Source organism: Halobellus rarus, assembly GCF_024494595.1.
Lineage (GTDB): Archaea > Halobacteriota > Halobacteria > Halobacteriales > Haloferacaceae > Haloquadratum > Haloquadratum rarum.
Map to the genome: position 1 here is coordinate 65,242 of NZ_JANHDI010000016.1, position 22,180 is coordinate 87,421.

The 22,180-nt window shown below is 64.1% G+C and carries 17 protein-coding genes and 1 pseudogene; 14 read left to right on the forward strand and 4 right to left on the reverse strand.

What is annotated here, in order from left to right; genetic code table 11:
• Positions 1–210 precede the first annotated feature (210 nt).
• From NO876_RS17455 to NO876_RS17465, 3 genes are all read left to right on the forward strand, one after another.
• Positions 211–1,245 (forward strand): alcohol dehydrogenase catalytic domain-containing protein, encoded by a 1,035-nt coding sequence (locus NO876_RS17455; protein ID WP_256422959.1) that lies wholly within the window; start codon positions 211–213, stop codon positions 1,243–1,245.
• A 365-nt stretch (positions 1,246–1,610) separates the two neighbouring features.
• Entirely contained in the window at positions 1,611–2,378 is a 768-nt protein-coding gene (locus NO876_RS17460; RefSeq protein ID WP_256422960.1) for an IclR family transcriptional regulator, read from the forward strand.
• Positions 2,379–3,072: 694 nt separating this feature from the next.
• Positions 3,073–4,029 (forward strand): carbohydrate kinase family protein, encoded by a 957-nt coding sequence (locus NO876_RS17465; protein ID WP_256422961.1) that lies wholly within the window; start codon positions 3,073–3,075, stop codon positions 4,027–4,029.
• 46 nt (positions 4,030–4,075) lie between these two features.
• Here NO876_RS17465 and NO876_RS17470 read toward each other — a convergent pair whose 3' ends face one another.
• Complete coding sequence (locus tag NO876_RS17470) at positions 4,076–5,113, reverse strand: P1 family peptidase (protein ID WP_256422962.1); 1,038 nt, start codon at positions 5,111–5,113, stop codon at positions 4,076–4,078.
• Positions 5,114–5,267: 154 nt separating this feature from the next.
• Between NO876_RS17470 and NO876_RS17475 the strand changes: the two genes are divergently transcribed.
• The 3 genes from NO876_RS17475 to NO876_RS17485 all read left to right on the forward strand — a co-directional run bounded on the left by NO876_RS17475 (position 5,268) and on the right by NO876_RS17485 (position 9,483).
• Positions 5,268–5,903 carry a hypothetical protein gene (locus tag NO876_RS17475; RefSeq protein WP_256422963.1) on the forward strand — a complete coding sequence of 212 codons (636 nt, stop codon included), beginning with the start codon at positions 5,268–5,270 and terminating at the stop codon, positions 5,901–5,903.
• Positions 5,904–6,058: 155 nt separating this feature from the next.
• Positions 6,059–6,826 carry a hypothetical protein gene (locus NO876_RS17480; protein ID WP_256422964.1) on the forward strand — a complete coding sequence of 256 codons (768 nt, stop codon included), beginning with the start codon at positions 6,059–6,061 and terminating at the stop codon, positions 6,824–6,826.
• Positions 6,827–6,975: 149 nt separating this feature from the next.
• Positions 6,976–9,483, forward strand: coding sequence for a tubulin-like doman-containing protein (locus NO876_RS17485; protein ID WP_256422965.1), 2,508 nt, complete (start codon positions 6,976–6,978; stop codon positions 9,481–9,483).
• A gap of 355 nt (positions 9,484–9,838) precedes the next feature.
• Here NO876_RS17485 and NO876_RS17490 read toward each other — a convergent pair whose 3' ends face one another.
• Entirely contained in the window at positions 9,839–10,840 is a 1,002-nt protein-coding gene (locus tag NO876_RS17490; RefSeq protein ID WP_256422966.1) for a metal-dependent hydrolase, read from the reverse strand.
• Positions 10,841–10,975: 135 nt separating this feature from the next.
• Here NO876_RS17490 and NO876_RS17495 point away from each other — a divergent pair, with 135 nt between their 5' ends.
• A complete protein-coding gene (locus NO876_RS17495; RefSeq protein WP_256422967.1) occupies positions 10,976–12,103 on the forward strand; it encodes an aminotransferase class V-fold PLP-dependent enzyme in 1,128 nt (375 codons plus the stop codon).
• A gap of 57 nt (positions 12,104–12,160) precedes the next feature.
• On the opposite strand, the gene NO876_RS17500 is transcribed toward NO876_RS17495, so the two are convergent.
• Together NO876_RS17500 and NO876_RS17505 are read right to left on the reverse strand one after the other, a co-directional pair.
• A complete protein-coding gene (locus NO876_RS17500) occupies positions 12,161–12,634 on the reverse strand; it encodes an arsenate-mycothiol transferase ArsC (RefSeq protein ID WP_256422968.1) in 474 nt (157 codons plus the stop codon).
• A 262-nt stretch (positions 12,635–12,896) separates the two neighbouring features.
• Positions 12,897–13,529, reverse strand: a pseudogene (locus NO876_RS17505) (DUF4397 domain-containing protein); the annotation flags it as partial.
• Positions 13,530–13,656: 127 nt separating this feature from the next.
• Between NO876_RS17505 and NO876_RS17510 the strand changes: the two are divergent.
• From NO876_RS17510 to NO876_RS17540, 7 genes are all read left to right on the forward strand, one after another.
• Positions 13,657–14,508 (forward strand): aldo/keto reductase, encoded by an 852-nt coding sequence (locus NO876_RS17510; protein ID WP_256422969.1) that lies wholly within the window; start codon positions 13,657–13,659, stop codon positions 14,506–14,508.
• Positions 14,509–14,588: 80 nt separating this feature from the next.
• Entirely contained in the window at positions 14,589–16,166 is a 1,578-nt protein-coding gene (locus NO876_RS17515; RefSeq protein ID WP_256422970.1) for a pentapeptide repeat-containing protein, read from the forward strand.
• A 204-nt stretch (positions 16,167–16,370) separates the two neighbouring features.
• The gene (locus NO876_RS17520) at positions 16,371–16,493 is read left to right on the forward strand and encodes a hypothetical protein (protein ID WP_256422971.1); all 123 of its coding nucleotides are present in this window, start codon (positions 16,371–16,373) and stop codon (positions 16,491–16,493) included.
• 392 nt (positions 16,494–16,885) lie between these two features.
• Positions 16,886–17,935 (forward strand): TAXI family TRAP transporter solute-binding subunit, encoded by a 1,050-nt coding sequence (locus tag NO876_RS17525; RefSeq protein ID WP_256422972.1) that lies wholly within the window; start codon positions 16,886–16,888, stop codon positions 17,933–17,935.
• A gap of 147 nt (positions 17,936–18,082) precedes the next feature.
• Positions 18,083–18,526 carry a DUF1850 domain-containing protein gene (locus tag NO876_RS17530; RefSeq protein ID WP_256422983.1) on the forward strand — a complete coding sequence of 148 codons (444 nt, stop codon included), beginning with the start codon at positions 18,083–18,085 and terminating at the stop codon, positions 18,524–18,526.
• The gene (locus NO876_RS17535) at positions 18,523–21,234 is read left to right on the forward strand and encodes a TRAP transporter permease (protein WP_256422973.1); all 2,712 of its coding nucleotides are present in this window, start codon (positions 18,523–18,525) and stop codon (positions 21,232–21,234) included. The genes NO876_RS17530 and NO876_RS17535 overlap by 4 nt, the downstream gene beginning before the upstream one ends.
• A gap of 208 nt (positions 21,235–21,442) precedes the next feature.
• A complete protein-coding gene (locus tag NO876_RS17540) occupies positions 21,443–22,099 on the forward strand; it encodes a helix-turn-helix domain-containing protein (RefSeq protein WP_256422974.1) in 657 nt (218 codons plus the stop codon).
• The last annotated feature ends 81 nt before the right edge of the window (positions 22,100–22,180 follow it).

A 22,180-nucleotide genomic window follows, 5' to 3' on the forward strand; every position in this document is an offset into this window, starting at 1 on the left:
GAAATACTTTAATATGCGATTCGAGTACTTGTCTCCCAGCGGCAGACGGTCGGGTCGACCTGCGCCGTTCGGAGACGGCGACGCGAACCGACGGAGCCGATCACAGCGGACATTCAACAGTATGAGACCGAGATACAGCGCGCGACGAGCGAGTCGAGGCACGGGGACGCGTACAACTACGCCCAGTCTGCACACGAGGGGGGACCGCCAATGCGCACAGCGACGCTGACTGACGTCGGGTCCGTCGAGGTGCGGGAACGCGACCGGCCGGTCCCGGCCGACGACGAGTTGCTGGTCCGCGTCGGCGCGTGCGGGGTCTGTATGACCGACTACCACATATATCGCGGGTCGTTCGCCGTCCAGACACCGATGGTTCCGGGCCACGAGAGCGCGGGGACCGTCGCGGAAGTCGGTCCCGACGTCACCGGCTACACGGCGGGCGACCGGGTGGCGGTCAACCCGACGATTCCGTGCAACACCTGCACGTACTGTAAACGCGGGGAGACGCACCTGTGCGAGGACAACACCAGTATCGGCGGGGCGGCCGACAACGTCATCGACGGTGCCTTCGCCGAGTACGTTCGGGTTCCCGAGACGAACGTCGAGGACATCGGCGAGCTGTCGTTCACACGGGCGTCCCTGGCCGAGCCGCTCGCCTGTGCTCTCCACGGCGTCTCGAAGGTCGAGTGCAAGCCCGGTGACAGCGTGGCGATAATCGGGGCGGGGCCGATCGGACTCCTGCTCCTCCAAGCGTTCCGCAACGCCGGTGCCGCGCCGATCGTCATCTCCGAACTCGACGGGACCCGACGGGAACTCGCCGCCGAGATGGGCGCCGACGAGGTCGTCGATCCGGGCGCCGTCGACGATCCGGGCGCCGCGATAGCGGACGCGGCCGGCGGGCCCGTCGACGTCGGCGTCGAGGCGATCGGTCTCGTTCCGACTATCAGGCAGGCAAACGCGGTAACGGCGAAGGGCGGATCGACGCTCGTATTCGGCGTCCCGGCCCAGGACGCGACCCTGGAGATCAGTCCCTTCGACGTGTACTTCGACGAGGTGGACTACCGCGGATCGTACTCGCTTACGACCGAGGACTTCGAGCGCGCGGTGACCCTACTAAAGCACGAGCGGATCGAGGCTGACCGGCTGGTGACCGATCGGATCGGCCTGGACGACCTCCCGTCGGCGTTCGATCGGATGGCGAACACCGAGGGTCTGAAACACGTCGTCGTCCCGGACTCGAAGTGAGCACCGCGTCACCGCGGGCGGCGGAGTGACAGCGCTGCACCAAGTCGGCCCGAAAGTCGGCGCGAGTGAGATTGGCCTTTTTCGTCCGTTGGTTGGGTCGTTCGTCCGAACCATTCAGTAGCGGGCCCCGGTTCCGGTTGCCGAACCGAACGTACCAACACGCCGTTCGACTGGCACACAGAGTGACGCCTCGCCGCGTGTTCTGCAGTGAAGAACGTATAGAATTCACGCACATATCGAGTGATATTTGATATAATATTAACAATCATTATGTACGGGAGCGCGGGATTCGCGTCGACAGTCACGTCGTTTGTTCTGCTCTAGTGAACAGATATTAGTGGACCGCGACCGTAAACTACGGAGAGATGGACGAAAAACCGCGGTACGCTGTCGAGGCGACCGGAACGTCGCTACGGATACTGGAAACGCTCGTCGAGTCGTCGGAACCGGTGGGCGTTACCGCCGTTTCGCGGGAGATAGACGCGGCCAAAAGCGTCGTTCACAATCACCTTTCGACGCTCCGCGCCCACGGCTACGTTGCGAAACGTGACGGGCGATACGAACCGTCGCTGGGGCTCCTGAAGCTCGGAACGCAGATCCGCGGCGAAATACCGATCTATCGGGATGCCAAGGAGGCAGTAGACAATTTGGCGGCGGCAACCGGAGAGACGGCAACGCTGTACGTTCGTGAGGAGCGGCACGCGATCCCGATCCATATCGCGGCGGGAGCCACGGAGTGGACGCAGCCGTTCGGGGTCGGCGACAGAATCCCACTTCACGTCAACGCGCCGGGGAAGTGCCTCTTGGCGTCTCTCTCGGATGGAGCCCTCGAAACGGTGCTCGACGAGGAAGAGCGTGAGGCGTTCACGGAAGCGACGATTACCGGCCGGGACGAACTCACGACAGAGCTGAGACGAGTCCGAGACGACGGTATCGCGTTCTGCAGAGGAGAACAATTCGAAGAGGTCGTCGGCGTGGCGGCCCCGATTACGTCGACGGAATCGTACCGGACCGCCGCACTCGGTGTCTGCGGGCCAGTAGACCGGCTCAGCGGTCGATATCTGGAAGAAGACGTCACCGGACAGGTGCTGAGCACGACGAAATCGGTTCAAGTCGAACTTGCTGCCAGGTGACCGTGTTCGTCGGTCTCGTCGTCGAACTGCTGGAGGTCCGGAGCATAACTAGCGTACGTTTGTTATATCTCTCGAAATCAGGGGAGCGGGTTACCCGGCCGGTGCCGGACTGGCCGACGATAGCATCGACGGGCACAGACAGTCGTGATTTGGTAAATAAAAATATCGATTCATTCACAATACTTGGTATAAATACACGGAGGGTTCTACTGCACCCCATTATACATACTTTTTATTTTATCACTGACTAAGCATAATAAATATGGTATGGAATATAAGATAGAATATTCTAAATCTTCAGTTTATTTGGCTATAAAGGGTATTTTTAGATATATCAATTTGTATATGATAGAAATAGTATTAGTACTATATAATGTTAGTTTCTGCGTAAGTCCAGCGTCAGAGAGTGAAAGGATCGAACAACCGGTGACGAAAGGAGCCGCCACTGCTCGAGGTGCCCGCGGCCCCGACCGCGCATAACGGATATCGAGGCGAGTAGCGGGCTGTGGATCGAGGTGACGACAAGAGCTAAGAACGTCTGTCCGGAACGAATACGCAATATGAAACCGTTCGCAGAACACGGCGGAGTACTGCCGAAGGTCCCCCGACGAGAATCGGCGACCACACGACCGAGGCCCGACCGCCAGCGTGGCGGTAACCATCGTGACTCTGGCTGCAGGTCGCCGAGCGAGGAATGACCGAGCGTTCGATTATCGTCGCCGGGGAGACGCTGGTCGATTTCATCCCGGCGACGGCTGGACCGCTGGGCGAGGTCGAGTCGTTCGACCGGCGGGCGGGTGGAGCACCGGCGAACGTGGCCGTCGCACTGGAGCGCCTCAACGAGCGACCGTGGCTGTGTACGAACCTCTCGACCGACGGATTCGGCGACTTCCTTGCCGCGACGCTCGAAGCGGAGGGCGTTCCCGACCGGTTCGTCACGCGGAGCGACCATCCGACGGCGCTCGCGTTCGTGAGCCACGATCGGAACGGTGATCGGAGCTTCACCTTCTTCCGCGATGACACGGCCGACATGCACATCCGAACCGACGGCGTCGACGGGACGACGCTCGCGGACGCCGAATGGCTCGTCGTCGGCGGCGTATCGCTCACGGACGATCCGTCGCGGTCGGCGGTGTTCGACCTCGCCGAACGCGCTCGGGACGCTGGATGTCGGATCGTGTTCGACCCGAACACGCGGCCCGACCTCTGGTCCGAGGAATCCACACAGACACTCGAACGGATGCTCTCGTTGACCGACGTGCTGAAAGCGACACCGGCCGATTTCGAGCCGACGGCCATCCCGGTCGACAGGGAGACGTTCGGCCGCCGACTCTTAGAAACCGGGCCTGACACGGTCCTCGTGACCCGGGGCGCGGCGGGCGCACGAGCGGTCGCCGGACCGGAGGCACCTTGGGGCGCGGGAGTGTGGTCCCACGAGGGGTACGAACTCGACGACGTCGTGGATGCGACCGGTGCGGGGGACGCGTTCCTCGCCGGCGCGCTGTCGGCACTGGTCGATGGGAGCGGACCGGAAGAAACGCTCGCGTTCGCGAACGCTGTGGCCGCGGTTTCGACCACTGAGAGCGGCGCGATGGCCGCCGTACCGAATCGTGAGGCCGTCGAGAGGTTCCGAACACGACAGCGAAGGTGACCGGCCCCGAGCACAGACAGACCGTGGCAGACCGATCGGGGACTCGCTACGAGCTCCCGGACTCGCGGGCTTCGACGGCCCGCCTGACGGGGTCGAGCGGGAGCGCTTCGACGGTGGCCCCGTCGCCGCCTACAGTCGTCTCAGCGCGCGTGAGAGAGTTGTAGATCGCCTCTTCGGTGGATTCGACAGTTGCTCTGAAGAGCGGCGTGAGTGCACTGTCGGCGAACCCCTCACCGCGGTCGTTGGCGAACCCGATCGCGAAGTCACCGCTGCCGTGGTGGGCGATTCCCCCGACGCGGCCGAGTCCGAGTCCCGTCCGTTGGACCACTCGACCGAGTTGTCGCGACGACAGCGCTGCGTCGGTGCCGACGAGCATCATGATCGAGCCGCCTGCCGAGGACGCCTCAGTCGATCCGTCGACGTACCGATCGACGTGGAGCCCGTCGATCCGCAGATCCGCTGGTTTCCCCGTGTTCGTCAGGACGAGCGCCCCGACGACGTGTCCCTCGACGCGACGTGAGGCCGTCCCGATTCCGGCTTTCCACCCGAATCCGGTCGTTCCAGTGCCGGCCCCCACACAACCCTCCTGAGCGTTCGACGTCGACGACGCCTCGAAGGCCTCGGAGACGTGCGCCGCCGTAACGTGGCGTCCCCTGATGTCGTTGAGGACGCCGTCGTTGCACTCCCCGACGACGGGATTGACGGACGTGACGGACGCCTCGCGGTCCAGCACGCGGCCCGCGATGGCGTCGGCGACGCCCCACACGTCGAGCGTGTTGGTCAACCCGATTGGCGTCTCGATCTGACCGAGTTCGTCGACTTGCGGGAGGCCGACGGACTTGCCGTACCCGTTCAGGACGTGCGTCGCGCCCGTGACCGGAGCGTCGTACACGTTCCGATCGATCGCGGGGTCGATCACCGTCACACCGGTGCGGAGACAGGGCTCGTCGTCGGGACCACCGCGACGGACGGTCCGGTGTCCGACGGCGACTCCGGGCACGTCCGTCAGCGCGTTCCCTTCCCCGGTCGGGAGTCGGCCGGGATCGATGCCGAGTTCTCGCACGCGTGCTCGGTGTTCACTCACGTGCCGCGGTACCGGGGCCGTCCAATTAATGCTGTCGCGACCGGTGGCAATGGGGGCGGCGAATGTCGACACGCGGGTGTACACCGGACGAAACCGTATCGTAGCGTCGGTCCAGCAGGATATATATTTGCCCGACGAGATGCGAGAGACGAAAATGGCGGACGACACCGACGGGAGCACGGGGGCGCGCGGCGAGTCGACAACGCTTGCGGTCGCCCGGATCGAGGGCGAGGAGACGTTCCAGTCGATCTCGAACCTCGACAACATCGGGGACACCGCCATCGTCGGAATCACCTTTCTCCTGGCCGCGCTCGGCACGTGGGTGACGTTCGCGTACCCGCGGCTGTCCTCGACGCCGGTGATCCGAGGTGCCTTCGTACTCCTGGCGCTGGCGTCGGTCGCGGCCACGCTGGCGAGTATGTACTACCTCGTCGACTCGCTCGCGCCGCGTCGGTTCTACGGCGACGGCGTCGGCGACCGCTTTCTGGATCACAAATGGCTCCCCTGGCTGAACGACGATCCCACGGACCTCGATCGGTTCAGCCGAACCGAGATCGACTCGCCCGCGGACCTGGAGCGGGCCGTCGAGGAGTGGATCGACGGGTACGACGAGGACACGGAGATCGACTCCGAAGCGGCCTTTCAGTACTCTCGGCTGTTGAACTACAAACTGGTGGCGCGTCACAAGGCGCGGAACACGGCGTACGGGATGGCGTTTCTCCGCCTGGCGGTGGTCTGTCTCGGACTGGTCATCACCGTCGGGATTCTCGGCGGCGTGTTCGGAGGTTGATTCTGGGGTCTGGAACCAGGTGTCAATCCGGAATGATCGCCGCCCGAGCCAGTTTGCGTGGCTCTGTCCGCGAGTTATGGAACAAATAATTTGAAACAGATGGAATAATCACTGATTGAAAAAGTATTAAGCCGCATCCCCGGATGCAGATACATATGCGAAGCGCACGGCTGCTCACGATTATTCTCGTTGTGGTTCTGGCTGCCGGGCTCGTTGCTCCGGTGACGGCCCAGTCCGGCCCGGTCAGTACAGACATCTCGACGTCGTACGACGGCGTAGAAGACGGGTCGCAGGGGGTCTCGGTGGAGGCCACGTTCTCGGCGTCCAGCGATGTGACGGGGCTCGAGATCCAGTTCCGAGAGACCGGGAACTCCTTTATCGACTATCGGGAATCGTTCAATATCACGACGAGCTCGAACGTCGACGCCGAGCGGACGAACCAGCGGACGTTCCGCATCGAGGAACTGCCGGCCGGTGAAACGGTCACGATCTCGTTCACGGCGTATCCGCGGACGCTCAGTCAGGAGGAGCTTCGCGTCGCCGTCATCGGAATGACCGCCGAGAACCCGAGAACGTTCGAGGACTCGACCGTCGTCACGGCCGATACGTCCTCCTCACCACTCTTGGCGTATCAGACCGCACAAGATCAGCTCGATCAGTTCGAGTTACTCCGAACGGTGGGGATCGGAGGCGTCATCGGAGCGGCCCTGATCGGACTGCTCGGACTCGTAACGGCCGGATACACCTGGCGGATGAAACTGCCCAGCGAGATCGAGGAGAAGGAGGGAGAGATAGTCAGCGACCTGGATAGTCTCCTCGACGACGTCGAAGACCCGATCCTCGCAGAGAAGATAGAAAGTGTCAAGGATAAATACGAATCTGGGGGAGTCCTGCTGTCAGACGACGATCTCGACGATCTCTGATACCGGATCGTTGGGGTGCCGGGACCGAAGCGGTCCGGCCAGCCACCGAATACGAGAGTGCGGCCGACAGTCGAAGGCTCACGCGCGTTCTACGCAGATAGTGCGGGTATCCGAAATCACTATGTCGCCGGGGTTAGGGATATGCTAATATGACACTCAATCCGACGGTCGTCGTGGGGGTAGGGGAAGCAGGTGTCAAGATGACTTCCCAGGTGTACGAGGAGTTACTGGAGATGCACGACGTCGATGAGACGGCGTCTTCGCCCGACTTCCTCGACGACTTTCTGTTCATCACGATCGATACTCGCGAACAGGACCTCGATCGGTTCGCGAGAGAGGAGTTTCACGACATCCTCCTGGAACCGCAAAGCAGCGTCTGGGAGAAAAACAAAAAGGAGTTCAACTACATCCACGACGGGATCGACGACCTCGACCCCGCGGGGGGCGCCTCGCGCCAACGGCCGACGGCGCGGTTCTATATCGACAACGCCAGGAACTTCGACGACCTCTATTCGGAGCTACAGACGGTCATACACACCTTCGCCGACAACGTCGCCGGGAACCCGAACCTCTGGATTATGAACTCCTACGGGGGCGGGACGGGGAGCGGTGCGTTCCCGCTTCTGACGGCTATGCTGAACGAAATCACCGGCCGCCACGACAAGCCGTTCTGGTTCGGCGGCATCGGGTCGCTCCCCCGACTCGACGAACTGGCCAGCGACGATATGATCCCCGCGGAGAGCAAGAACCTCTACGCAAACGCCTACTCGGCGCTGCGGGAACTCGGCGTCCTCATCGACTACGACTTCGCCGACGGCACGGTGTTCGACGACGCCGGAGGGGCAAGCTATCCGTTCGAGATCGAACTGGAGTCGGGATCGGGGATCAGGTCGAGTTCGACGTTCGAGATCAGAGAGAGCCCGTACGATTTCTACGGGCTGATGGGGCTCGACGAGAGCGAGGGCAAGAGTCACAAGCGGATGATGAACCGGATCGCGGCGAACACGGTGCTGTTCTTCTCCGAGGAGAGCGGACTGGAGGACTTCGGCGACGACCTCGTCCGCAACGACGATCCGCCGATACTGTACTCCATCAGCAGTTCCGGCGTCCAGGTTCCGGTGGACGGGCTGCGGGAGTACACCGATCTGCTGAACGAGCTCAACGGCGTGGCACGGCGGCTCCGCGACGTCCGGTTCGACGTGAATCAGAAGCGTGCGAACCGCGACGTCCTCCGGCGGGTCGTCGACCTCGACGCGGAAACCGAGTTCGACTCGGACACGAACGTCGACGTCGAATTGCTTCCAACCGCGGAGTTGACGCCTGCAGACGACGGCGCGGGGGGGACGGACCTCGATGAGATAATCGAGCACGTCTCGAAACTACAGGGGCACGCCACCGAGCACGTCGATCGGTTCGAGATGGAGAAGTTCAGCGAACAGTTGTTGGACGATCGGACCGAGACGATGCTCAACGGGACGCCGGCCCTGACCGATCAGATCGAGTTCGATCCCGATCCGGTCGTCGAATTCTTCTACTACCAGCAGCTCGCCGAGGCGTACAGAGAATTGGAGAACGACCACTCCTTCCCGAAGAAACTCGAGCGCGAGTGGGAGAATATCAAAGAGGACATTCCGGATTCCCCGCTGTCCGTCGACGTGACACAACTGGACGGGGCTGGAGCGGTCGAGCGCTGGGACGAGGCCGTCGCCGATTTCATCGATTACAAGCTCAGGGCCATCGACAAGGCGATCGACGACACAGGATTCCTCCGGGGGCGCGAGAAGCGGCAGAAGCTCCAGAATATGAGAGAGGAGTGGGAAGCAAAGCGGGACACCCTCCAGCCGAAGGCGAGAACGTACAAGCAGATCGTCAACGGCCGCGAGATGACGAGTGCCCGCGCCAGCGACGCAAAAGTCACCATCCGAAACTTCTACCAGGAGTACGACAGCCAGCTCCAGAACGATCTCGAACAGAAAGAAAGCGACATCAAGAGCACGTACCGTTCGCTGTCGAACCGGAAGAACGCGCTGGAGACGAAGCTCGAGGAGCCGCCCCGGGAACGCTTCACCGATATCCCGTTCACGAGCTTCGAGGACGTCTCACCCGGCGTGATCGAATCGTCAGACAGCATCGTCGATCTCGTCTCCGGACAGGTCATCGAGAAGTCGGAAGTCGTCGAGGCGACCCGCCACGCGATCGAGTCGCTAGATGAGAACCTCGAAGACGTCGCCGTGAATCGGATTGACCCGCAGATCCGAGAGTTCATCGGCTTGCTCTCGAGCGAGGCAAACGAGGCGATCGTCGACGGGACCTACGACGCCGACGTCGCCGGCAACGGTGTGAAACAGGCGTACAACAACTTCAAGGACGACAGCACGGTCAGTCTGGACGACGAGTTCTCGCTCCGGATGGTCGGGCTGTACGCGCAGATCCTCCTGGAGAACACGAGCGAGTTCGGCACGATCCACGAACTGTACCGCGATCCCGACGAGGTCGTCGGCCGGCAGTTCGGCGTCGATCTCGACGACGACGAGTTCATCACCGCGAAGTTCGCGTACCCGGAACTCTTCCCGGACGACGAGCGGATTCCGGCCTACTTCGGCACCGAGGACACGTCGACGAACTCCGAAGACACCGACCTCGTGAAAACCGACTGAGGACCGGGGCACCGTTTCGTATCAACGTTCTCGTCTTTTCGTTGGAACTCCCCAGCGATTACCTGAGAAGCCGAGACCTCGGATCCGTTATCGATCCGATACGAGGGAAAACCGACATCCCGTTCAGACGGGGGCCACCACTATACACAAGACTTTTACTCGATTCGCCAAATTACCAGACACGGTCACGGGCGAACGTCCTCCGGCGGGCGCACGGGTAGGGGTACACGAGCGAACGTCGGGCGTCGTCCGATGGACATTTTTCGAGACCAACTCGAGGAGCGGAGCCGCCAGTATCGATGCGATCCGAGAGGTGTCTATACCTATACCTCCCACAAAGAGCCGGGACGGCGAACTACGCGAGTGCCACGTAAACGACCACGTAGCCCACGAGCGCGACCGTGGTCCCGGCCAGTGCGATAGCGACGGCCCCAAAGTTCGGACGGAGGCGTCCCGAAGCGGCCGCGTCCCGCCGGAGGACCGACCGGACGGGCGAGGCCGAGCGGTACCACGAGAGCGCGCCACAGACCGAGCCGACAGCGAGGATCGAGAACACGAAGTGATACGAGACTTCGAGCGTCGGCGGCACGAGGACGAGCGCGGCGACGCCGTACGTCGCTCCGAGAGCAGCGCTCCGATCGGAGAACAGCCGGACCGACCGGTCGGTCACGCGCACGACAGCCAGCACCGCGAGCCAGACGACCGCCAGTTCGAGCGCGAACGCGCCCAGCAGATGGATCGTCGGGTCCGGGTGGAGGAGAACGCGGGCGTCGAAGAGGCCAACCTCGAACGGGTACAGCATCTGTGGCGGCGAACCGGTCACGAGGTCGCCCCACGGGTGCGTGAAGAGCCCGATCGCGGCCGCTGCCGCGACGAGCCGCGGGGAGAGGTCGATCCGACGGGCCGTCAGGGCCGCGAGTCCGACGCCCGCGAGCACGAATACGCCCATTACGATACCCCCGAGCGGCCCGCTGACGGCGGCCGCGACCGCAACGAGGCCGCCGAGTCCCGACAGTGCACCCGCAGAAACGAGCAGGGGCCGTCGGGCGGAGCGACGGACGAGGGAACTCCAGAGACCGAGCGCCGGGGCCGCCACGGCCGCCACGACGAGCGAGTGCGTCATCGAGCGGTGGACGGCGTTGGCGGCGTCCCAGAACGCTTCCGGATCGACCGTTCCCCCGCCGAGGAAGCGGCCGCCGTCGATCGCGGCGACGGCGTAGACCACGTCGATGTCGGGGAGCGTCGCGAACGCGCCCGCGGCGGCACCGAACGCCAGCGCGCGTCGCGGCCGCCAGCCTCGCCACTCCGCGAACAGCACCGCGAGGGCGAACGCGAGCATCGCGTGGCCGATAAACACGTCATCGTAACGCCGCGCTCGCGGGATATAAGCGTCTCGCCAGCAATGCTAGCAGGGCACAGAGGTCAGCCTCCGACGGCCGTCGGGTTGCTGCGTCCAGCAGTCACTAAGTGGGGAGAGCGAGAAGACGGAACAATGACGACGCCAGCCGACGTCCGTGACGCCGTCCCCGTGTTCGACGAGACCAGATATCTGAACACCGGCGCGAGCGGGCCGAGTCCCCGGCCGATCGTCGAACGCGCCCAAGAGACCATCGAGGCACACGAGTGGGAGTCTGCCGCGGATCCGGGACCGTACCCGTACGCGTTCGGACTCTTCGAGGACGTGAGAGCGGACGTCGCGGCGTTCATCGGGGCCGAGCGCGACGAGGTGGCGCTAACGCAGAGCACGACCGACGGCATCAACCGCATCGCCTGCGCGATGGAGTGGGAACCGGGCGACGTCGTCGTCAGGACGGACCTCGAACACCCGGCGGGAGTCCTCCCCTGGCAGCGACTCGAACGACGGGGATGTGAGGTCCGCGTGGTGCCGACGACCGACGGCCGGATCGACCGCGACGCATATCGTGAGGTGGTCGCGGACGCGAAACTCGTCTGTCTGAGCGCGCTGACGTGGAACTACGGAACTCACCTGCCGGTCGCGGAACTGGTGGCCGACGCTCACGACGCCGGCGCGCGCGTTCTCGTCGACGCCGTCCAGGTGCCCGGGCAGTGCCGCCTGGACGTGCACGAGTGGGGCGCGGACGCCGTCGCGATGGCGAGTCACAAGTGGATGCTCGGTCTCTGGGGCGGCGGGTTCCTCTACGTGGACGACGACGTCGTCGAGGACTTCCACCCCGGACAGATCGGCTACCGAAGCGTCGCGGAATCGAGCGCAGAGGAGTACGAACTGAAGGACGGCGCGCCCCGCTTCGAGATCGGGACGACGAATCCCGCCCCCTACGCCGCGCTCTCGGAGTCGATCGACCTGCTCGAATCCGTCGGTCTCGGCACGATCGAGAGCCACATCGACGACCTCGCGACCCGGTTCGTCGAGGGCGTCCCCGAAGGGAGACTGGTCAGTCCGCGCGACCCGGAATCCGGGCTGGTGACCGTCACCGTCGACGATCCGGAGTCGACGGTCGAGCGCCTACAGGAGGAGTACGGGATCGTCGTTCGGTCGCTTCCGGACCCCGAGAACGCCGTGCGTGCGTCCCTGCACGTGTACAACACGATCGACGACGTCGAACGCCTTCTGGAGGGTCTCGGCGAGGTCGGGTGGTGAGCGACTGAACGGGCCGACTGGTGAACCGCTTCGCGAGCACCGGACCCGACGGGCCTCTCACTCGCTCTCGGTCTCGGATCCGACCGAGACGACCTCGTCGAGGAGGTCGCCGACGCGCCGTTCGATCTCGTCGCGGATCGCCGCCACCTCGGCGGGCGGGCGGCCGTCGGGGTCGTCGAGGTCCCAGTCCCTGTTCTCGCCCGCCCACCCGGCGGGGCAGACGTCCTCGGCCGAACAACCCATCGTGACGACGTAGTCGCTGTCGGCGATCTCCTCGAAGGTGATCTCCCGCGGCGTGCGCTCCGAGAGGTCGAGACCGATCGCCTCCATCGCGGTGACGACCTCCTCGTGAACGTGCGCCGCCGGCCTCGTTCCCCCGGTGAACAGGTCGATACGGTCTTCCAGCCCGCGCCGTTCGAGCTCCCGTCGAGCGAGCGCGTAGGCCATCTGTGATCGGCCGGCGTTCTGGACGCAGACGAAAGCGATACGCACGGATTCGGAGCCGTCAGGCGAGTCTGAGTGGTTACTCATAAGCGGTGGAGTGGAACGCGAGCGATCGTCCGCGGGCATCGAATGGGTCCGATCGAGCCCGAATCCGGCGGTCGTTCGCCGGCGATCGTCGGAGATATCGCATCGCGTGTATCACGGATAGTAGTTGAACAAAATTTCAATTAAGTGTTTCGAGATTCGGAGTGGGATGGACCAGTCAGCGACCGGACTTTTGAATCCAGCTTCTATCGAGAGCCGCTTCAAACAGCGAATTCGAAGAGTAATCTATACGGAAGCGAATCGATCAGAGCTGTCGATAATCCATATCGAGTGTGAAGAACGGGAATAAGTTGCACAGACAGTAAATTACCGTCGACCACCATCGCGGTGAATCCGGCCGTTCTCTCGCTGCCCGGAATCGAGCGGGACGGCCGGACGGGTGAAGTGGGGTGCCTTCGGAGGGCCGTGGGGTCCGATCCGTCGTCTGCTCGGTGTCCTGCGCGACGACGAGGTCGAACGGGGTGTCAGCGGGTTCGTCGTCAGGTGAGAGATACCCCGCCGCGAACGCGGTGTACACCTGTCCGCCGGCCAGATTCACGTCGAAGTCGGCCACGACGTCCCCGTCGTCGCCCTCGGTGTCCCCGCGAACCTGAACGGTGTAATCGTTCGCCGGCACTTCGACGTAGCCGGACTCCCCGTAGGCGACGCCGTCGTACAGGACGTCGCCAGTGGACTCGGCCGTCACGTCGACCGCCGGGGCGTCCGGCGAGGCGTGGACGAGTCGCAGGCGAGCGGTGTCCCCGCCCGGGTCGCTGTTGTCGTCGGTCAGCACGAGCGGTTCGAACGGCTGGTCCGCCTCGTCGCCGATCTCGCCGATGGCGGCGACCGTGTAGGCCGAATCGGCATCGACCGGGACCGGTCCCGAGAAGACGGAGGTCGGCGCGTCGCCGGCGGCTTCACAGTCGGTGCGCTCTGCTACCGTCCGGGCTCCGCTCGACGTCCGCTACCGCCGCCGCCGCTGCCGCCGCCGGACCACTTACTTTCCTCGACCGCGATCACCCACTGTGACACGCAGAAACGCGAGCGACACGTTCGACATCGGCGGCGAACTGACGGTTCACCGGCTGGGATACGGCGCGATGCGGCTGACCGGCGAAGACATCATCGGCGAACCCGACGACGTCGAGAACGCGAAGCGGGTGCTCCAGACCGCGGTGAGCCTCGGCGTCGACTTCATCGACACCGCGGACTCCTACGGCCCCGGCGTCAGCGAGCGCCTGATCGGAGAGACGCTCGCACCGTACGCCGACGACCTCGTGATCGCGACGAAGGGGGGACTCCTCCGGAACCGCGAGGGAGACTGGCTGCGGTCCGGCGGCAGCCCGGACAGCCTCCGGAACGCGCTGTTGGCCAGCCTGGACCGCCTCCGAACCGACACCATCGATCTGTATCAGTACCACCGCGTCGATCCCGACGTCGACCTCGAAGACTCGGTCACCGCGCTCGCCGAACTGAAAGACGACGGCGTGGTCGGACACGTCGGGCTCAGCAACGTGAGCGTCGAGCAGTTGGAGACCGCCCGGGACATCGTCGACGTCGCGACGGTTCAGAACCAGTACAACCTCGGGAACCGGGACTCGGAGGCCGTCCTCGACGTCTGCGAGTCGAACGACATCGGGTTCATCCCGTGGTTCCCGCTGGGCGCGGGCGACCTCGGCGAGAAGGCGTCGGTGCTCGGAGACGTCGCCGACGCGCACGACGCCTCGAAGTACCAGGTCGCGCTCGCCTGGTTACTTCAGCACTCGCCGGTGACCCTGCCGATCCCGGGCACCTCCTCGATCTCGCATCTCAAGGAGAACGTCGCGGCGTCGCACCTCGAACTGACAGACGAGGAGATGCGGCGGCTGGACGAGTAGCGACTCCCCCCGAAAGCCGAGCCGAAAGCGCTCGACGATAGTATCAATAGACCGGGGCCGACAGGTCCTCGGGAACACAGATGGGCGATTCCTCGGGGAGACAGTGCGCGTTCACGTTCGATCCCGCGGCGTGGAGCGAGCGGACCGGGACGGAAAGTCCGCTGTACGGGGACCTCCTGGAAGACGGGGAGGTCTGGCGCTGCCCGCACGAGGCCGACGGCGACGGCGACGCCGACAGGTGTCTGTTCCACCGCCCCGTGGCGGAGAAAGACGATCGAGTCGTCAGGGACGCGTTTCTCGAAACGATCGACGAGGTCGGCCGGGAACCGAAGCAGTTCATCGGAGCCCGGTTCGGCGCGCTCGCGCTCGATCACCGGATCGTCGAGTGCCGGGACAACCACCAGATCGATCTGCGGCACGCCCGGTTCGAAGGCGAGGCCAGTTTCCGCTACGCGATCGTTCGACAGCCGCTCGCGCTGGAGGGCGCGTCGTTCCACGCCCGACCGACATTCACCGAGGTGGCCTTCGAGGGTGAAGTGTATCTCAACAAGGCGTCCTTCGAGGCGTCCGCCCGGTTCTTCGAGGCAGAGTTCTCCGAAGGGGTCTGGGGATACAAGGCCGAGTTCGCCGACGCGGACTTCCACATGGCGGACTTCGGCGGACCGGTCGACTTCAGCGAGGCGGCGTTCGAGTCGGCGCAGTTTCGCGAGAGCGAATTCGCGTCTGTCGTTCGATTCAAACTCGCCACGTTCGATGAGGTGACGTTCTCCGGGAGTCGGTTCGGCGGCCGCGTCTACTTCGACGAAGCGACGGTTCCCGAGGGCGTGAATCTCGGAAAGACCGTGTTCGAGGAGTCGGCGTCGTTCGAGGACCTCGAACTCGCCGTCGGTCACTGCTGTATCGACCTGCGGAAAACGACGATAGCGGCCGGGCGGCTCCATCTGTCCGATTCGGGGACGCTCGTGTACGATCTGGCCGAGGCGACGGTCGGGGACGTCGAAATCGCCGGCGCGGAAGCGGCCGAGCGGCACGTCGATCACTTCCGCGTGCTCAACACGGCGTTCGACGGGTTCGATTTCGGACGGTATCGGAAGTTGCTCCACGAGCGCGACTGGAACATCCACGGGGTGGTCGACGTCCCCGGACTCGACGACGATGCGGGGACGCCCTCCGCCGGAGACCTCGAGAGCACGTACCTCAAGGCGAAGAACGGCGCGAACGAGATCGGCGACACCAAAGCGGCCGCGGAGTTCTTTCGGCGGGAGATGCTCAACAGGCGCGATCAGTACGTCCCGACGGCGCTCGATGGTACCGCAGATCCTCGGGAGCGCGTCGCCGCCGCGGGCAGGTGGGCAGCGAACTCGCTTCTGAACGTCACAGCCGGGTACGGCGAGCGTCCCTCGCGAGTCGTCGGCGTCTCGGTCGGGACGATCCTCGTGTTCGGTGGGCTCTTCGCCGCCGTCCAGCCGGTTCCGCCGTACGAGACGTCGATCGGCTACCTCATCCTCAGTCTCGAATCGTTCATCACGCTCGTGCTGGGAGGTGCAGAGGACGTCGGCAGTCCCTGGATCCGCCTGCTCGCCCAGATAGAGGGGTTCGTCGGCGCGTTCCTCATCGCGCTGTTCGTGTTCACGCTGACGCGTTCGATACACCGATGACGGTCCAGACGTCACCGACTGTGATCGCGCGGCACGGTTCCACCGGTCGATCACGCAGTCGCGTCCGATCGGATGGGGGGTCGGTTGCAACTCCGAAGAGAGCGTCAGAACGACCGTTCGGTGGGGAAGCGATCCCGCAGGCGGTTCGAGCCGACCCTGCGATATTTTGTGTCCGGGCCTCCTACCCAGAAGCGGGGTGAGACGATGCCCCTGGTACCGCACTACCCGACCGACGAACCGAAGCGCGATCGCCGCGTACCGGACATCGACGAGATCGTCGACGACATTCTGGGGAGCGGCGACGACCCGCAACCGGTCGTCGGGTGATCCCGACGGACCGGAGTGCGATACCGAATTTTTTTCGAGTTGCCGGACGGATCGTTCCGCATGGGAAAACGGGTGTTCGTATTCGCCAGCAGCCGGCCCATACTACTGTTTCATCGTCTCTCCTAACCGATTACAGCGGACAGAGTGGTGTTGACTCCGACGAACGGGTGGTATTATTCGTTGGGGTGGAATGGTACGTGCCTTTATTTTCAGCGGCGATATTTGGCCTCTTTTCGTTCATCAACTCTGATACATAATACATCTGATCGTACGTATGCTTGCGGATTATTGGAGGATGAGTCAAGTTGACAGGGGTGATGCCTTTCACATCTTCGGGTTTCGGTCATAAATGACCAGAGATATAAACCTCTATAGCGTTACTGTGAGTTGGTATGTCATCCGATAAAAGCCGACGGAGATTCCTCGAAGCGGCCGGCGTCGCAGGCGTTGCAGCCCTCGCCGGATGTAGCGGCAACGGCGGCGACGGCAGCGGCGACGGTGATGGTGACGGCAGCGGCGACGGCAGCGGCGACAGCGGTGGCGACACCGCGACCGAAACCGAGACGGGCGGCGACGGGGGCGACACCGAGACTCGCCTGAGCTGGCACGCCGGCGGTACCGGTGGCACCTACTACCCGCTGTCGAACGAGTTCAAGACCATCGTCGAGGCGAACACGGACTTCTCGCTGAACGTCCAGTCGACGGGCGCGAGCGTCGAGAACGTCGGGAGCCTCGCGAGCGAATCCGCCGACTTCGCGCTGATCCAGAACGACATCGCGTACTTCGCGAAGAACGGCACGGGAATCGATACGTTCCAGGACAACGCGATCGAGAACCTCCAGGGCGTCGCGACGCTGTACCCCGAGACGATCACGGTCGTCACGCTGGAGGACACCGGCATCGAGACGCTGAGCGATCTCAGCGGCGCGACGATCAACACCGGCGACCTCGGATCCGGGACCCAGGTCAACGCGAATCAGATCCTCGAAGCCGTCGGCATCACCGACTACAACGAGCAGAACGCCGGCTTCTCGCAGGCCTCCGAACAGCTCGCGAACGGCGACATCGAGGCCGCCTTCGTCGTCGGCGGCTGGCCGGTCGGTGCCATCGAGGACCTCGCGAACACGAACGACGTCCAAATCGTTCCGATCGAGGGCGACAACCGCGACGCCGTCAAGGACGCCGCCTCCTGGTTCGCCGACGACACGATCCCGGGCGGAACGTACACGGGCGTCGACGAGGCCGTCGAGACGGTCGCCGTGCAGGCGATGATCGCGACGCACTCCGGCGTCCCCGCCGACACCGTCGAGACGATCACGGCAGCCATCTTCGACAACGTCGACGAGCTCTCGATCAAGACGGACTTCATCACCGCCGACAGCGCACAGGACGGGATGTCGATCGAGCTTCACGAGGGCGCGGCGGCGTACTTCGACGCGTAATCCCGTCGGAGAGCCACTCCCTCGAGGACCCGTCGGTACCGTAGCTGTCAAGAGCGTACCTTTGTCTATTCCCAAGCGGTGAACCGAACGATAATCACGCGAAAACGCGCACTCGCAGCGCTGGGGGCCGTGGCGATCGCCGCAGTGATAGTTCTCGCCGGCGTAGCCGCGGCCGTTCCGACCGGACAGGTGCTCGTGGTCGAGGACGTCGACACGGGAGAACACTACGTCACCCAACCCGTCTCGAACGGGAGCACCGTCGGGCTGGAGTACATGCACAGCGTCGAGAAGACCCGCGTGTACGACGAGTACCGGATCGAAGGGCGGACGCTCGTGAACACGCGGATGGAGTTCGAGTCCTACGGCTGGGGGCTGCCGTCGGGAGTGAACGTGACGAACGTCGACGGGACGTTCGTGTACGAGCCGTCGGAGCCGATCACGAGGCTCGAAACGCTCTCGGTGTCCCCGGGACGGATCGCAAACCATACGTTGATCATCGACGACCGGGAGTATGATCTGGTCGCGGAGACGAACGCCAGTGACGTCCGGATCCACGTCGAGCGGCGCACGCTAAGGGACGTATTCCTATGAGCACGAACAACGCAACGAACGGCGAGGATGGTGTCGAAGAGGAAATATCCAGAGAGGAGGCCGAGGAACTCATCGAAGAGATCGAGCGCCGGCGTTCGTTGAAGGGACTGGCCGCCCTCGCGGTCGCCGTAATCGGAATAGCCTTCTCGCTGTTTCAACTGGCGCTGGCGGCGCGGAGCTTCACGTTCACGATCCCGCTCCCCGTCGTCGACAACTTCCAGGTGTCGTTGCAGCTCCTGCAGGCCAACGCGATCCACGTCGCCTTCGCGCTCGTTCTCACGTTCCTGATGTTCCCCGCCAGTATGGGCGACGGGTTCGTCTCGCGGAACCTGGGACGCCTCGTCGACGCCGCCGAGGACGCGTTCGGTGCCGACAACCCGCTCGCGAGCGCGTTCGACGGGCTCCGACGGGGGTTCCGCTGGGCGTTCGTCGATCCCGATCGGAGCCGCGTCACCCCCTTCGACGTGCTCTGTATGATCACCGCCGCGCTCTCGGCGCTCTATTTCCTGATGGAGTTCCCCGAGATTCAGGACATGCGCGTGTTCGGCCTCGAGTCCGGGCGGCCGGTCACGGAGATTTACACGTTCCTCGACCCGATTCTGGGCGGCGTTCCCTTCATCAGCGAGTACTCCTACGCGATGATCCTGGGGGTCGTCGGCGTGCTCCTGGTGCTCGAAGCCACCCGGCGGACGCTCGGCCTGCCGCTGATGCTCATCGTCGCCACGTTCATCGTCTACGCCCGCTGGGGCTATCTCATCAGCAGCGGTACGCCGTTCCTCGGCCTGCTCGCGATCCCGGAGCTCACCTGGCCGGACATCGTCCAGAACCTCTGGTACAACACCGAGAACGGGGTGTTCGGAATTCCGGTCACGGTGTCCGTCAGCTTCATTTACATCTTCATCCTCTTCGGCTCGTTCCTGGAGATGAGCGGCGCGGGACAGTGGTTCATCGACCTCGCGTACGCCGCCACGGGCAAGCGCAAGGGCGGCCCCGCGAAGGCGAGCATCCTCGCGAGCGGCTTCATGGGGACGATCTCGGGGTCGTCGATCGCGAACACGGTCACCACCGGGGCGTTCACGATCCCGCTGATGAAGCGCTCGGGGTACTCGCCGGAGTTCTCCGGCGCGGTCGAGTCCTCGGCGTCGTCGGGCGGGCAGATCCTCCCGCCCGTGATGGGCGCGGCGGCGTTCCTGATGGTCCAGTACACCGCGACGCCGTTCCGCGAGATCATCATCCTCGCGACGGTGCCGGCGGTCGTGTTCTTCTTCGGCGTCTGGGTGATGGTCCACTTCAAGGCGGTCCAGGAGGGAATCGGCGGTCTCGAAGAGACCGCCTCGATGCTCGAACACATGAAGAAGGGGTGGTTCTACCTCGTCCCCATCTTCCTGCTGCTGTATTACCTCATCATCGAGCGGCTGTCGGTCTCTCGGTCCGCGTGGTTCACGCTCGTCGCGCTCGTCGCGCTCATCACCTTCATCGCGGCTTACAGCGAGAAGACCCGGACGTTCCTACTCGGTTCCCTCGCGGCGATCGTCGGCGTCGAACTGGCGAGCTACGTCGTTGCCGGCGTCGCCGTCACCGGACTCATCGCCGGAAGCGGCGGTTCGGGGGTTCCGCTCGCGGAGGCCGCGTCGATCGTCCTCCCCCGAATCGGCTGGTACGCGATGCTCGCCGGCGCGGTGACGATGCTCGTCTACACCGACGTCCAATCGAAGGTCCTCGACCTCAACCCCACGATCCAGAACGCGGCCGAATCGGCCGGGGATCGGACGGGTCGCGGCCTCGGGGAGAACCAACTGTTCCGCGTCGGGACGTTCGTCGTCAAGTCGATGGAAGAGGGTGCGCGCACGGCCGTCCCGGTCGTCATCGCCGTCGCCGCGGCCGGCATCATCCCCGGCGTCATCAGCGTCTCCGGGCTGGGGCCGAACCTCACGTCGCTCCTCCTGGCGCTCTCGGGCGGGTCGATCGTGGTGATGCTGCTCGTGACAGCCGTCGCGAGCATCATCCTCGGGATGGGAATGCCCACGACAGTCACGTACATCATCCTCATCTCGATGCTCGCGACGCCGCTGGTCGAGTTCGGGATCCCGCTTCTCGCCGCGCACCTGTTCATCCTCTACTTCGGCGTCATCGCCGACATCACGCCGCCCGTCGCCGTCGCCGCCTACGCGGCCAGCGGGGTCGCGAAGTCCGACCCCTTCGAGACCGGCGTGAAAGCGTTCTCGCTGTCGCTGAACAAGGCGATCGTCCCCTTCGCGTTCGTGCTCGCCCCCGGGGTCGTCCTGCTCAGAGAGAAGGAGAACGCCGCCGAGTTGCCGATCCGCGATCAGCACCGCGTCGTCAACTTCGCCGACCTCGCGGAGCTCTCCTACTCGATTCCGGAGATCCTGATCCCCGTCGTCGGCGTCTTCCTCGGAGTCGTCGCACTCGGCGCGACCGTCATCGGGACGATGTACGGGCGCGTGAACCGGATCGAGCGGACCGGGTTCGCGATCAGTTCGCTCCTGCTTATGGCCCCGGGCCTGCTCTCGGAGTCGGTGTTCGACATCCTGAGTCTCGTCGGCGTGACGGTCTCGGTCGACGCGCTGCTGCTCGACCTCGCGCTCCGCGGCGTCGGCTTCGTCCTCTTCGCCGCGCTCGTCGCGAAGAACCGACGCGAATCGGAGTCCACCGGCGGGCGAGCCGAAGTCGAGGCCACCTCGGCGTAGCGAGACGGCGGGATCTACCCCCAATTCCGCGTCGGCTTCGCCAGTCAATCGACAGGCTAAGATACACCCGGGTCGCAGTAAACCGATAGACACTATTGATCGGCCGGAAATCGGTGCGTATCGCTCGACTCGATCGGGGCCACAGGGCGGGACGACCGCGTTCGACGGCGACACCGAGGAGTCGACGGCCGAAAGAAGGGTCACGAATATGTCGATTACAGCAAAGGTACACATCCGGCACGAACACCTCGCACTCGTCCCGACGCTACAGAATCTCGACGGTGTCAGTATCCGCGTGATCACGCAGGGCACGACCGATCCGGGGTCGACGTACTTCCCGTTCCTGATCGAGTACGACGATCACGAGGAACTCGAAGCGATGCTCGAGGCCGACGTCACCGTCGAGCAGTTCGAGTTGATCGATCGGACGGGCGACACCGCGATCTACTACATCGAACACACGCCCGAAACGATCCTCATCAGCAGCGTCGTGACCGAACAGAACGGGTTTCTCGTCCACACGGAGACGAAGGACGGCGGGTGGCTGGTCCACCTGCTGCTCCCGGACCGGGCGGCGCTCAACGCCATCTGGGAGTACGCGATCGAGAACGACATCGAACTGGACATCATCGAAATCTACAGCAACGAGGACGCCGGCGGCGAGTCCTCTTACGGCCTCACCGACGAACAGCGGGCGGCGCTACAACTCGCGTTCTCCGAGGGGTACTTCAACGAACCGCGTGACATCTCACTCAGCGAGGTCGCCGAGGAGATGGACCTGTCCTCGACGGCGATGAGCGGCCGGCTCCGCCGCGGGATGCGGAACCTCATCGCGGCGACGATCGCCGACCGGGACCGCGAGTAGCAACTCGAGGTCTGTCTCCTCAGTGTCGAAACTCGTCGTTTTGCAGAATCGTCTCTAACTTCGACTCGCCCTTCGTCGTGG